This is a genomic window from Streptomyces sp. NPDC002888, assembly GCF_042888465.1.
In the GTDB taxonomy this organism is placed as follows: domain Bacteria; phylum Actinomycetota; class Actinomycetes; order Streptomycetales; family Streptomycetaceae; genus Streptomyces.
In genome coordinates this window covers 107,984-120,546 of record NZ_JBIAPU010000002.1, presented here as the reverse complement: position 1 = coordinate 120,546, position 12,563 = coordinate 107,984, and the positions used below count along the sequence as shown (strand labels likewise).

Here is a 12,563-nt window from a genome sequence, read left to right as displayed (position 1 = left end):
GCGCACTCATGTCCCAAGACATCCCCATGAGATGCAAAAGGGCGCGCCAAGAGCGCCGTACAACCTTCGACGCCGTGCGGCCGTCCAACACCTGCCGGGCCACCCGGCACGACCGCACTTTCCGTCACCCAGGGGGATGCCATGAGACCCGTCTCCGTCAGCCGCGCCCTGCGGCTCGGAGCCACCGGTGCCGCGGCCGCGGCGCTGACCGCCGGCCTGGCCGCCGCGCCCGCCTCGGCCGAGGACGAGCAGACCGACCAGCTGTGGATCCAGGTGCCGTACGAACGGACCGTCACCGTCGCCCCGGCCGGGGGCAGCGCGCGGTACCGGGACCTCCCGGTCGGCCTGCACCACGACAACAGCACCTTCACCGTCACGGACGGCCGCCTCACCGTGGACGCCTCGGGACTGGCCGGTGTCGCCGAGGTGGCCTGGCCCGACAACTGCGTGCCCAGCGGCAGCACGGCCGTGTGCTCGGTCCCCGAGGTACCCGTCCAGGGGTGGGGCTACGAGGAGCAGGTGAAGCTCAAGGTGCGCGCCCTGCCCGAGGCGGCCTCGGGCGCACAGGGGAAGATCACCTACGAGGCGACCGCCCAGGGCGGCCCCGACGGTGAACTCGTCGCCCCGCACAACTCGTTCGACACGACCGTGACGGTCGGCTCGGGCCCCGACCTCGGTGTCGCCCCGCCCGCCAAGCTGGAGGGCGCGCGCCCCGGCAGCACCGTCACCACGCCCTCGTTCGCCGTCACCAACACCGGCAACGAGCCGGCGAACGGCTTCACCGTGCAGATGTGGGCGACGTACGGCCTCGGCTTCGCGACGAAGTACCCGAGTTGCGCGTACACCCCTCCGGGAACCGGCTCCACGGTCACGCGCGTCAGCTGCGCCTTCGACACGGTCGTCGCGCCCGGCGCCACCGTCGACCTGCCCGAGCCGCTGAAGCTCGACATCGCGAAGCACGCCCTCTACGAGCGCCTCGACTTCGGTGTCGAACCGGCCGGCGGCGCCACCGACATCCAGACCGACGACAACAACGTCTCCTTCATCGTCGAGGCCGCCAATAAGGCCGACTTCGCGGTGCGCGGCGGCACGGTCCGCGGCAAGGCGGGTACGACGGTCCCGGCCACCTTCAGCTTCCTCAACCGGGGCCCGGCCTGGGTCAGCCACACCGGCTCCGGAGACCCGGCCGCCGTCGTCGAGTTCCGCGTCCCGCAGGGCACGAGGGCCACCACCGTCCCCGACTCCTGCGAGCCCCGCACCCTCACCGGCGCCCCCCTGGACCAGCGCCTCGGCGCCCCCCGCTACGACTGCTACCTCCCCTTCTGGGTCAAGCAGCACACGAAGGTCGACTTCCCCTTCGCCCTCACCATCGACACCGTGCTGAAGGCCGCCACCGGCAAGCTCACCGCCCACCCCGACTGGGGCACGTCCTTCCCGTTCGACCCGAACCCGCGTAACAACACCTCGAAGCTCGTGGTGAACCCGTAAACACCCGCACGAACCCGGGGCGCCCCGCACCCGCGGGGCGCCCCTCGTTGTTCAGAGTTCGGCCGGCGAGGCAGTGCTCACAACCCCCACCGATACTTCAGATGCCGCCAGAAGTCGCGCAGCATCCACTTGTCGAAGTCGGTGATCTGGGTCGCGCTGCCGGCGTTCATGATGAAGCAGCACTGGCCGGTCGGGGTCCAGTCGTAGAAGTCGTCGAGGCCGAAGGTGTGGCCGACCTCGTGGAGATAGATGTGGATGTTCTCCTGGGAGAGGGCACCCGTGAAGTACTCCTGGCCGACGCGCTGGCCCCAGTCGCCGCCGGCGCCGCCCTGGAATCCCTTGGTCAGCCAGAGGGACTGGTCGTAGTGGCGGGTCACACCGCCGGGACACCTGGAGTAGTTGCCGTCCTGGTGGAAGAAGCGGCCGCAGTCGGGGGCACACTGCGGGGCGCCGCCACCGTCGAGACCGGTGTAGATGTCGACCGAGTTGTCGGTCCACTGCAGGGTGCTGCGGTTCTTGACGGCCCAGCCCACGATGTTGACCGGCACGTTGGTGTAGGGCCAGGCGTTGTGGCCCTTGCCGTTGTCCACCATCGCCGTCATCCACTTGGCGAACTGCTTCTTCAGCGCCGCGTGGATGCGGTCGCGCAGCGCCGCGCTCACCGGGGCGTCCGACTCCCAGCGGACGCAGTAGTTGATGCTGCCCTTGTTGGCCATGACCTGGTCCCAGCCGTAGTTCTTGAAGCCGTAGAGGTCCGGGTACGTCGACTGGACGTGGTTCCAGACCTCGTTGAGCGGCTGGCTCAGGTTCGACGGCGGCTTCCAGTCGTCGGCGGCCTCGGCCCGGGACGCCGCCAGGGTGGCGGTCGCCGGGAGGAGAGCGGCTAAGACGGCCAGGATCGTGAGCAGTCTCGCGAGATGTCTGCCCATGTGAACTCCTCGTGTGGGGGACGGGATTCGCCCTCCTGTCGCCACCGAGAGGGGAAAGGTTGCCGTGCCGCGGCGGCAATCACCGCGAATCGGTCGCGGCCGTCCGCCCCTTGCTGCAAAATCGGCTCACCAACTCCTTACGCACCGTCATCAATCGATCACTTTTCGAACAGGCGGGCGCGCGCACACCAGGGAAAACACCGTGGAACTCTCGCTCACCCTCGCCGACGGCGAAGACACCGGCGACCATCTCGCCTCGCTCTACCGCTGGCTCCTGCAGGACTCCGACGTCACCGACCACATCGACGTCCGCCACGGGCGGGGCACCGCACCCCCCGGTGCGATGAGCGGCACGCTCGAGGTGATCAACCTGGCCGTCTCCAACTCGATCGCCCTCGCCGGCCTGTTCGTCACCGTCGGCGCCTGGCGCAGAACCCGGCGCGGGGCCCCGGAGGTCCGTATCGAACGCGACGGCCTCGTGCTGACGGTGACGGGTGACGACCCCGAGAAGGTGCGCGCGCTGGTCGCGGACCTCAGCGCGGCGGACGGGCGGTGAACGACCCCCGCCTCGCGGACCCGACCGGGTCCTACGCGGTCCTCATCGGGACCCACTCCTACAAGAGCCTCGACGACCTTCCGGCCGTCGAGCAGAACCTCGCCGTGCTGCACGACCTGCTGTGCGCACCCGACCTGTGGGGGCTGCCGCCGGAGCACTGTGTGACGCTGCCCCAGCCGGACACGGCGAAGGACGTCGTGAAGGCGCTGGCGGACGTGGTCCGGCAGGCCACCGACACCCTGATCGTGTACTACGCCGGTCATGGACTCGTCGATCCGCTGGACGGCCAACTCCAGCTCGCGCTGCCGGACTCCGACCCCGAGCACGTGGTCGCCACCTCGCTGGCCTTCGAGTGGGTACGCCGGGAGCTCCTCAGGAGCAAGGCCCGGCAGAAGGTCGTCGTCCTCGACTGCTGCTTCAGCGGGCGGGCGATGGCTCCCTGGATGAGCGGGGACCGGAAGGTCGTGGACGCGGTGGCCGACCGCGCCGAGGTCGAGGGTGCCTGCCTGCTGACCGCGGCCACCGCGACGAAGATGGCGCTCGCCCCGCCCGACGAGGAGTTCACGGCGTTCACCGGCGAGCTGGTCGCGGCGCTGCGCGACGGCATGCCCGACGGACCGGAACTGCTCAGCGTGGAGACCCTGTACAGCCACGCGCGCGCCCAGCTGGAGGCGAAGAGCCGCCCCCTGCCCGAGTTCCGCAGCCGCAACCAGGGCGGACAGGCGCCCCTCGCCCGCAACCGCGCCCACCCCTCCGCCCGTCGGAGCCCGCACGGCGCACTCCCCCGCGCCCGCCAGGAGGGCTCGGGCCCGGACGAGACGCTCCCCGCCGAGGAACAGCCCCTCGACACCGGCACCTCCGTCCGCATCGGCCTCTGGGGCGCCCCCGGCAGCGGCAAGACCACGTTGCTCGCGGCACTCGCCCATGTCGTGGGTGACACCCAGCAGGAATACGGCAGTTGGCGGATCAGCGGCACGGACCGGGTCGCCGAGGAATTCCTCGTGCAGCACAAGAACGCGCTGATGGACGGCAGCCGGTTCCCGCCCGCCACGGAGGCCGCCGGAGAGCCACTGCGGTTCAGGTTCAGCGGGGAGGACAACGCCCGCGACGAGGAAACGGACTTCGTGGTGGAGGTGCAGGACGTGCCGGGCGAGTACTTCCACGACCTGCGCCTGATCGACGACGCCTCCCTCACCCAGCGCCTCGCCGAGTCCGACGGGCTGGTCTACCTCTTCGACCCGACCGGCGGCCCCGCCAACTCCAGCGCCGAGTACCTCTTCGGCATCATCCAGCGCATCACCACCCACCTGGAGGAGACGGGACGTCCGTCCGGCCGTTACCTCCCCCACCATCTCGCGGTCTGTGTCACCAAGTTCGACTCCAAGGAGGTGTTCCCGAAGGCCCGCGCCGCTCGCTGGGGCACGCAGGGCGACGACCGCTACCGCTTCCCCCGGGTGAAGGACCAGCACGCCCGGCAGTTCTTCGGCTGGGCGGCGGAGCGTTTCGCCGGGGCGGGCGGCGGGCGGCTCTGCCATCTGATCGAGAACCACTTCGACCCCGACCGGACGGTGTACTTCGCCACCTCCTCCATCGGCTTCCACGTCGGCGCCGACGGCGTCTTCGACGCCTCCGACTTCGCCAACACCGACGATGTCCGCATACGCGGAAGCGTGCGCCCCCTCAACGTGCTGGAACCGTTCATCGCACTCGAACGCCTGATCCGCCTCGGCGCCGGAGTGAGCCCGTGACGGTCTACGCCGAGTGGGCCGTCCACGGCAAACACGCCGGGGACGCCCACGACTACCGGATACTCGGCTCCAGCCGGGACCGCGCCGAGGACGCCCACTTCGAGGGCCTGATCCGCCGTGCCGCCCCGGGCACCCCGCAGCGCGGCGGCACGGACGAGCCCGGCGCACTGCCCTGGGTGACCTTCGACGTCGCGGGCGGAGCCGGGGAACCGTACTGGTCGGGCATCGCGCTGAAGGAATGGTCGACGGAGCTCGACCGCTCGTCGCGCCCCGTCACCACCACCCGCTACTTCACCTTCCCGTTCGCCGACGCGGCCGGACCCGCCGTCACCTACCGGGGCCTGTACGACCAGGTGGCGCCCGTTCCCCTGCCGCGCCCCGCCGCGGCCGCCGTCCCCCTCGACCTGCCCGCGTTCGACGCGGACGCGCTGGCCGAACGGATGCGGGCCGACGCGCGCGGGTTCGGCTGGTACGCCACGGCGGCCGCCCTGCTCCTCGACGGCCCCGTCGCGCTCACCGAGGCGGGCGCGCTGCCGCTGACGGAACGGATCGACTGCCTGGACGCGGTCGTCGCGCTGCTGCCGTACGGCATGCGGGCGGCCCTGCGGACCAGCACCTGGGCGGACAACCTCGCCGACCACGGCGTGCGCCTGTTCTTCGGCGAGTGGGTCGGCAAGCCGCACCAGCACCGGGTCCGCTGGGACGCACACGCCGAGCCGGCCGCGGGCACCGTCGGACACGTCTACCGGTCCGCCCTGCTCGACGACTACGCACGGCACGGCGGGCCGGCCCCCGTCATCGAGCGGCTGGCGCGGGCCCGTACCCCGCGGGAACTGGACGACCGGGCCCTTCTGGACGCCCTGGACTGTCTGTCGTCCGGCGCGAGGTACCGGCGGGAGGCACTCGCCGCGCTGCTCCCCCGGACGGAGTCGTTGGACGACGAGACGCTGCGGCGCCGCTGGAGCGACACCAGGGACCACATCGTCACCACCGCCGGGCTCGAACTGGCCGCAGGACGACCGGGCCTGGCCCGCACCTACCTCCCCGTCGCCGCCCGTGGACGGCAGGCCGGGTCCTTCATCGACGACGTCCTGGCGCTGTGCCCCCCGTCCCACGAGACCGCCGCCCAGGCGGAGTTCCTGAGCGGCGCGCAGCCACCGAAGCCCGGTACGTCGCCCGAGCTGCACGCCACCGTCCTGTCCCGCCCCGAGGTCGCCTACACGTTGCTGTGCCGGCAGGTCACCGACCCGCGTGCCCCGCTGGAGGCGTGGCTCGCCTGGCTGTGCCCGCCCGGGCGACCGGCGTACGACACCCCGGGCTGGCTCAGGGCGTTCGGCACGCTGCTGCCGGGCCGCTCCACCGCCGTACGGCCGGACTGGGTCGGCGCCCTGGTGGGCCGGTTCGGCCCCGACGCCCTGGTGACGCTGCTGCGGACCGCGGCACGGACCGGGGAGGCCGACGTGGCCCTGTTCGGATGCTGGGACGAGATCATCTCGATCGCCGACGCCGGCCCGCCGCCGCTCCGGGACCTGGCCGGGGAGGTCCTGGGCCTGCTGAAGCCCCGGGACCCGTGGAACCGCAGCGTCATGGACGCGCTGGCCCCGCTGTTCGGCCGTGAGCCGTCCTGGGCGGCACGGACGCCGAGGGCGGACTCCGAGCTCTACCTGTCCGGCCTCCTGAGCGTGTGGCTCCTCCCACGGCTGGAGGGGCGGCGCGAGCGCATGGCCCTCGCGCTGGTCACCACCCTGCCCCACGACCACTGGCTCCTGAACCATCTGCGCAGGCTCAGCCACCCCCGCGTACGGCAGGCCGTCGCCGAGCAACGCCGCGGCCCGCGCCGGTCCGCCCGCTGGTCGCGCCCCCGCCTGGGACGACGCTCGAAGGACCCCGGCCCGTCCGGCGAGGAAGACCGCACATGAGGCACACCACCCGCACCGCCGCCGTACTCCTGGGGCTGCTGACCACGCTGACCCTGCCGGCCCTGCTGGCCCTGCTGGCCCCGGCCGCGACGGCCGCCGGGCAACCCACCCCCACCAAGAGCTCCGAGCCGCATTCGGGCCGGCTCAGCCCCGACGAGTTCTACGACGAGCTGGGCGTCGCCGACGTCCGGACGCGTTACGTCGTCCTGGTCGACACCCCGTCCCTCAAGGGCACCCAGCTCGAAGAGACGCGCACCCAGCTCACCACCCTCCTGGACGCGGTGCCCCGCCAGGACGACGTCACCCTGATCCTCTACGACCGTGGGGTCCGCCGGACCATCCCCCGGCTGACCCGGGCGGACGTCGGCTCCCTTCGCGCGCCTCAGCCCGCCCCGCCGGACCGGAGGATCGACCTCCTGCCCGCCCTGGACGCGGCGCTGACGACCCTGAAGGGCGACCTCCCCAAGCGGGCGGCGATCGCCGTACTCGCCTCGGGGGAGCAGACCACAACCGGCGTCGACCCGGTCTCCGAACTGCGGTCACGGGCTGACTCCCTGGAAGCCCGCACCAGGCTGACCGTCCACCCGTTCCCGCTCTTCGGCGCGGCCGACGACCGGGCCCGCCACCTCGACACCCTGGTACGGGTCTTCCCCGCCGCGATCACCACGGGATCGTGGACGCCCTGGGACCGGCCGGACCTGGCACAGGTGCGGGACGACGTCCTGCGGCACGCGGCCCTCGACGCGCTGGCCAGGGACCGCTCCGGGCGACTCGTCGTCGAGTGGCCGAAGCAGCCTGTGCGGCTGTCCCCGAAAGAGGGGAAGGCAACGGTCACCTTCACCCTGCGGTCCACCATGACGAAGGTGCCGCTGTGGATCTCCGACCTCGGGTTCACCGTCACGGACGACCCGGTACCGATCACCGCGAAGCTCCCCGCCGGCAAGAGCACCTCGGGGGAGCTGAAACCCGGCGCCACCGCGCGGGTGACGGTCGAGCTGTCCTGGAAGTCGGACGAGTACGAGGGTGAGCGCAGGACCGTACGGATGACCGGGCGCCTGGCCGTCCACGCCAAGGTGACCACGCCCTGGGAGCCGAACCTGACGGCCCTCGGGATCCGGACGATCCCGCAGCCCCTGGAGGCGACGCCCACCACCGTGTCGGGCACGGGCCAGGTGGGCGTCCCGGGATGGGTGTGGCCGACGCTTACCTGCGGCGCGTTCGGTATCGCCGTGGTCTGGGCGGTCGGGGCCGTGTACGCCCGGCGACGGCGCAACCCGAAGATGTACGGCTGGCTGGTCGCCCGGTATGTCGACGAGGGCGACCAGGACACCCTGCTGGCCCAGGAGTTGGGGCCGATCCCGCTCTGGGGGCAGCGCTCGCTCTCCACGGAGCAGCTCTACCCCTCGGGGGAGGGCACGGTCCACGTCAGCCCGGAATCCGTCGAACGGGGAGTCGTGCGGGCCCTGCGTATCGTCTATGAGCCGTACGACCCGCAGGCGCCCGGTGACGACGGGGTGTGCCCGGTGGACGACAAGGTGATCGTCAACGGGGTGGAGTTCGTCCACCAGGTCGAGCAGCCGTCACCGACGAAGACCGCGCCCGCGTAGTCGTCACTCAGGCACTTCCCACACCGTCGTCTTCAACGTCACCGTGCCCTCCCCCTCCGCCGGGGCGCTGAGCACACGCAGGTAGGCGGTGCGGCCGTCGGTGGTCTGGACACAGAAGCGGACGCCGCGGCTGAGGTCGACCTCCGAGACCGAGTTACCCATATCCGTCGACGCCTAGCCCAACTGGAGGAACACGGCGGCGTGTAATCCCGGGCCATCCCACCAGTCGGCCCGCCTTGTCCGACGATCCGAAGATGCGACGAGACCACCACACAGGCATCGCACGGCACGGCGCCGTCCTGGTGGCCGCCCTGGTAGCCACCCTGTTGGTCGCGCTCACCGCGGCCCCCGCCGGCGCCGATGCCACTGCCGGTTCCGGTGCCGCTGCCGGTGCCACTTCCGCTGCCGGTGCCGGTTCCGGTGCCGCTGCCGGCCCGCTCCGCAACGAGGCCTTCCGCGCGGTTCGCGCCCACGAGAAGGCCCGCGCCCGCGTCGACCGTCTGCGGCACGACGAGGAGGTGCACCCGAAGACGGTGCGGGACGCCGAGCGGCGCAGGGAAGCCATCCGGAGCGAGCTGTGGGACATGCTGCGGGCGGAGGGAAGGCAGGCCGGCGACCCGGTGGCCGTCGACCCGGCCGGACACGCCGGGCACTGCCGCATCAACCCCCGCAAGCCCCGCGAGACCCCGTCCGCGCCGCGCCGCGACGACACCTGGACGGCCCCCACCCGCGACTACCGGCTCTCCGCCGCGTACGCGGCGCGCGGCCCCCAAAGGAGGTCCAGGTGGCCGGGGCGGCGGCGAAGTAGCCGAGGGCGGCCCGGGAGGTTCGGGTGACTTCGCGCGGCGGACGGGCGTGGCGGCCGACGTCCGGCCGGGCGGCGGGCCGAGCATGAGAGCGCACCCGTCGGTATCACGGAGGGCGTTGCTCATGCGGTGGACATCCCTCACCCGCACGCTGCGGGCGCTGCTCCTCGCGGTCACGCTCGCCGGGACGCTCGCCGCGGCCGAGGCCGGGGAGGCGGAGGCCGACCTGGTCACGGCGGTGACGATCGTGGGGGCGACGGACGACGACCCGATCTTCCCGGGCGGCACCTTCGCCTACACGCTCACCGTGACCGACAACGGCCCGTCGGACGCCACGAAGGTCACCGCCACCGGCACACTCCCCGTCGGCGTCGCCTTCGTCTTCGCGCGCGACGACGGCTGCACGGCGTCCGGCCGGAAGGTCGTCTGCGGGCCCGTGGACATCCTCGCGTCCGGCGCCGCCGCCTCCTGGGACGTCACGGTCCGGCTGCACCCGTCGTACGCGGGGACGGGCGCGGACCTGACGGGCACGGCGACGTCGCACTCCCGTACGCCGGACCCGGAGCCCGGCAACAACGACGCACCGCCCGTCCACCCCGTGGTGACGGCTCCTCAGACCTCACTGTCGGGCACGCGGGACGGTCCGACGATCACGGTGTCCAACGGCGGCCCCTCGACGGCCACCGACACCTCGATCCACCACCCGGCGCCCGCCTCCTGGACCTGCACGGCGACCCGGGGCAGCTCCTGCGGTGCCGCCTCCGGCGACGGCACCCTGCACACCACGGGAACGATCGCCCCCGGCGGCACCCTCACCTACACCCTCACCGGCACCCTGGAAGACACCCTCGCCGACGCCCCGACGGTGACCCCGCCGGACGGCGCCACCGACACGACCTGCTCCCCGTCCTGCACGGCGAACGCACCGGCCGACCCAGTCCCTTGACCCGAAGAGGCTCCCGCCCGAAAACCAGTACGAAAGGCGCGGGTGCCGGGGGACACTGGCGCGAGCCGACGGTGGGGAGACGGATACGTGAGCAAGCGGCGCTATGTCGCTCGGGGTGTGCCCGGGGGCTACCGGATCTGGGACAACCGCAGGCGCGGATTCTGGGGCGACTTCTACGAGCTGTGCCCGGACGACCTGCTGGCCGAGCTGAACGGCCCCGCGGACCAGGCGCGGATCATCGAGCTGATGCGGCGGTACAAGAAGGCGAAGCGCTGAGGCCCGTGCCTCAGCGGCGGGTCACCGGGGTACGCCGTCCGGATCGCCCCGGCATGCGGACGCGGGTGCGGCGGCCTTCACTGAAGGGGACACCCCGACCCTGGAGGCACCATGCCCGCTCACCGCACCCGCCGCGCGACGGGCACGGCGCTGGCGGCGGTCACTGCGCTCACGCTGGCGGCCGGCCTGACCGGCTGCTCGGACGACAGCACGCCCGAGTCCGTCGTCAGCGACGCCGCCTCCGCCGCGTCCTCGCTCGCCTCCAAGGCCGGGGACGTGCTGGCGTCGGCGACCGCGGAGGCGGGCCACAAGCTCGACGAGGTGAAGGGCGGCGTCGACGCCAAGGGCGACGTCCAGTTGGGCAAGCCGGCCACCGGCTCCGACGGACGTACGACCGTCGAGGTCACCGCGGCCAACACCGACGGCAAGACCAGGTCCTTCGCCGTGCAGGTCGACTTCGAGCAGTCCGGCGGCGGGCTGCTCGACGTCGTCGTGGTCACCGTCCCCGACGTGGCGGCCGGCCGGACCGGCAAGGCCACCGCCCGCAGCACACGCAAGCTGTCCGGCGACGTGAAGACGTACGTGGGCCGGGCGCTGCGCTACTGAAGCGGGGTCACGCCATCCAGAAGAAGACCGCCGTCATCCGCTTGTCCTGGAGCGTCGTACCGAAGTAACCGGTCGCGCTGTGCACGAGGTTGGCGTGGTACAGCAGCAGCCGGTTGTACCGGTGCGGCACGCGTACGTCCTCCTCGAAGGCGTCCGGCGCCACGAACCGGGTGCCGAGCGCCTCGACGAGGTTGTGGTGCGGGGACTGGACGACGTTGCCGCCGAGACGGCCGCCGGGCAGGGACTGACGGTAGAAACTGGTGCCGCAGTCCTTGGGCACGCCCGGGTTGAGGTAGAGGACGGCGGCATACCGGCACAGGTGACGCGAGTCGGTGTGCGGGCGCGGCTCGCTCTCCCCCTCGCCGACGACCTGTACGCAGTTGTGGTTGAGGGTGCCGCCGCCGGGCGCCCGCTGCACCCACAGCTCCTTCGCGCCGGTCGCCTTCCGCACCAGCCGCTCCACCCGGGCCAGTTCACCCGGCTCCAGACCCGGCATGGTGCGCAGCCCCGGCCAGGTCTCCGAGGTGTACGGGTAGCCCCGCACCCAGTCGTCCTTGGCCAGACAGCGCTCCCGTACGGCGTCCGCGTCGGGCAGGACGTCGTCCAGGACCCAGTAGTCGCGGCCCCTGGTGGGCTTGCGGTAGGGCAGGACGGGGAGCGCGGTGGGGACGCGCGGGGGTGGCTGTGGGGGCATGCGGCGAACATAGGTCGAGGGTTCGTCAGGACTCTCCCGCGAAATCGCCAGGACTCCGCCGGGAACAGTCAACGTTTCCCCAACGAACGCCCCGTGTACGGGCGTTACATCACTGTTGCGGCGATCCGACCGTGATGGCGACCTGTTCGCTCGCCGCGCTCACGCCGTTCAGGGTGGCGGTCGCCTGGAGCCGGTTGGCGCCGACGGGGAGGCCGGGGCCCGGGGCGCAGGACCACGCACCGTCCGCTCCCGCGGTCGTGGAGCACACCTTCTTCTCGTCCTTGTCGCGTACGGCGACCTGTGCGCCCGGGTACGCCTTCCCGGCCACCTCCGGCCGCAGCCCCAGCGGCACACCCGACGTGGGACTCACGAGCGTCGGCTCGGGCAGCCCGACGGTCACCGTGCACGCACCCTCGCCCTGCGCGGCGCCCTCGGCGTCGGTGAGCCGCAGCGCGCAGCCGGCCAACCGGGTGCCGGGCACGGCGTCGGCGGGCACGGCCACGACGAAGGGGAAGGAACGCCCCTGCCACGGTGCCTGGGTGGTGGTACCGGTGAACGTGTACGTCGCCCGGCGGCCGTCGGCGGCTACCGAACCCCGGTAGCCCTGGGCGTCGAGGGGCATGTCCGTGATCGTGGTCCGGCCGGGCGCCGTCAGCGTCAGTGTGGAACCGGCGCCCAGGGCGGGCCCGGTGTGGCCGGAGACGTCGAGGACGCCCGCGCGGCCGGGGACGATCGTGACGGCGCCTTGCAGGTCGCGGTCCTGCGCGAAGGCCGCGGGGACTCCCACGGCGACCGGGGCGGCTAGTGCGGTGCACATCAGGACGGCTGCCGTCCTCGGCCGTGAGCGTCTCATGGTGCGGGGCTCCCTGTGCTTGTGGAGGGGCTGTCGGACGGGGCACCCCCCGACTGGGGCACCCCCCGACCACGATTCTCGCGGCCCGTTCCCGCAGGTGACGCACGCTGTTCGGCCGTACGGACGACACACCGC

13 protein-coding genes are annotated in these 12,563 nt (G+C 72.4%); 9 read left to right on the top strand and 4 right to left on the bottom strand.

All coding sequences use genetic code 11. The features are described 5' to 3' along the window. Nucleotides 1-141 precede the first annotated feature (141 nt). Nucleotides 142-1,488, top strand: a complete 1,347-nt coding sequence (locus tag ACFYWX_RS03495) for a hypothetical protein (RefSeq protein ID WP_389422279.1) — start codon at nucleotides 142-144, stop codon at nucleotides 1,486-1,488. Between the two features lie 77 nt (nucleotides 1,489-1,565). Here the strand turns inward: ACFYWX_RS03495 and ACFYWX_RS03490 are convergent, their stop codons facing one another. Continuing rightward, nucleotides 1,566-2,417 (bottom strand): hypothetical protein, encoded by an 852-nt coding sequence (locus ACFYWX_RS03490; protein WP_389422278.1) that lies wholly within the window; start codon nucleotides 2,415-2,417, stop codon nucleotides 1,566-1,568. Between the two features lie 202 nt (nucleotides 2,418-2,619). Here ACFYWX_RS03490 and ACFYWX_RS03485 point away from each other — a divergent pair, with 202 nt between their 5' ends. Genes ACFYWX_RS03485 through ACFYWX_RS03470 form a run of 4 tightly spaced genes read left to right on the top strand, consistent with a single transcriptional unit; the run spans nucleotide 2,620 to nucleotide 8,247 of the window. After that, on the top strand, nucleotides 2,620-2,973 hold the full coding sequence (locus tag ACFYWX_RS03485; RefSeq protein ID WP_389422277.1) for a hypothetical protein: 354 nt from the start codon (nucleotides 2,620-2,622) through the stop codon (nucleotides 2,971-2,973). Next, entirely contained in the window at nucleotides 2,970-4,721 is a 1,752-nt protein-coding gene (locus ACFYWX_RS03480) for a caspase family protein (protein ID WP_389422276.1), read from the top strand. The genes ACFYWX_RS03485 and ACFYWX_RS03480 overlap by 4 nt, the downstream gene beginning before the upstream one ends. Then, nucleotides 4,718-6,640, top strand: coding sequence for a hypothetical protein (locus tag ACFYWX_RS03475; protein WP_389422275.1), 1,923 nt, complete (start codon nucleotides 4,718-4,720; stop codon nucleotides 6,638-6,640). Before ACFYWX_RS03480 ends, ACFYWX_RS03475 begins: the two co-directional genes overlap by 4 nt. Continuing rightward, nucleotides 6,637-8,247, top strand: coding sequence for a hypothetical protein (locus ACFYWX_RS03470; protein ID WP_389422274.1), 1,611 nt, complete (start codon nucleotides 6,637-6,639; stop codon nucleotides 8,245-8,247). Before ACFYWX_RS03475 ends, ACFYWX_RS03470 begins: the two co-directional genes overlap by 4 nt. Before the next feature lie 3 nt (nucleotides 8,248-8,250). Here ACFYWX_RS03470 and ACFYWX_RS03465 read toward each other — a convergent pair whose 3' ends face one another. Beyond that, entirely contained in the window at nucleotides 8,251-8,409 is a 159-nt protein-coding gene (locus tag ACFYWX_RS03465) for a hypothetical protein (protein WP_389422273.1), read from the bottom strand. 92 nt (nucleotides 8,410-8,501) lie between these two features. Between ACFYWX_RS03465 and ACFYWX_RS03460 the strand changes: the two genes are divergently transcribed. The 4 genes from ACFYWX_RS03460 (at nucleotide 8,502) to ACFYWX_RS03445 (ending at nucleotide 10,881) form a co-directional block, all read left to right on the top strand. Next, on the top strand, nucleotides 8,502-9,083 hold the full coding sequence (locus ACFYWX_RS03460) for a hypothetical protein (RefSeq protein ID WP_389422272.1): 582 nt from the start codon (nucleotides 8,502-8,504) through the stop codon (nucleotides 9,081-9,083). Nucleotides 9,084-9,177: 94 nt separating this feature from the next. Further along, entirely contained in the window at nucleotides 9,178-9,999 is an 822-nt protein-coding gene (locus tag ACFYWX_RS03455; RefSeq protein ID WP_389422271.1) for a hypothetical protein, read from the top strand. Between the two features lie 87 nt (nucleotides 10,000-10,086). After that, nucleotides 10,087-10,275 carry a hypothetical protein gene (locus ACFYWX_RS03450; protein WP_389422270.1) on the top strand — a complete coding sequence of 63 codons (189 nt, stop codon included), beginning with the start codon at nucleotides 10,087-10,089 and terminating at the stop codon, nucleotides 10,273-10,275. A gap of 111 nt (nucleotides 10,276-10,386) precedes the next feature. Then, the gene (locus tag ACFYWX_RS03445; protein ID WP_389422269.1) at nucleotides 10,387-10,881 is read left to right on the top strand and encodes a hypothetical protein; all 495 of its coding nucleotides are present in this window, start codon (nucleotides 10,387-10,389) and stop codon (nucleotides 10,879-10,881) included. Between the two features lie 7 nt (nucleotides 10,882-10,888). Here the strand turns inward: ACFYWX_RS03445 and ACFYWX_RS03440 are convergent, their stop codons facing one another. Both ACFYWX_RS03440 and ACFYWX_RS03435 read right to left on the bottom strand, forming a co-directional pair. Then, the gene (locus ACFYWX_RS03440) at nucleotides 10,889-11,575 is read right to left on the bottom strand and encodes a DUF6445 family protein (RefSeq protein WP_389422268.1); all 687 of its coding nucleotides are present in this window, start codon (nucleotides 11,573-11,575) and stop codon (nucleotides 10,889-10,891) included. Nucleotides 11,576-11,684: 109 nt separating this feature from the next. Continuing rightward, a complete protein-coding gene (locus ACFYWX_RS03435) occupies nucleotides 11,685-12,428 on the bottom strand; it encodes a carboxypeptidase regulatory-like domain-containing protein (protein ID WP_389422267.1) in 744 nt (247 codons plus the stop codon). Nucleotides 12,429-12,563: the final 135 nt, after the last annotated feature.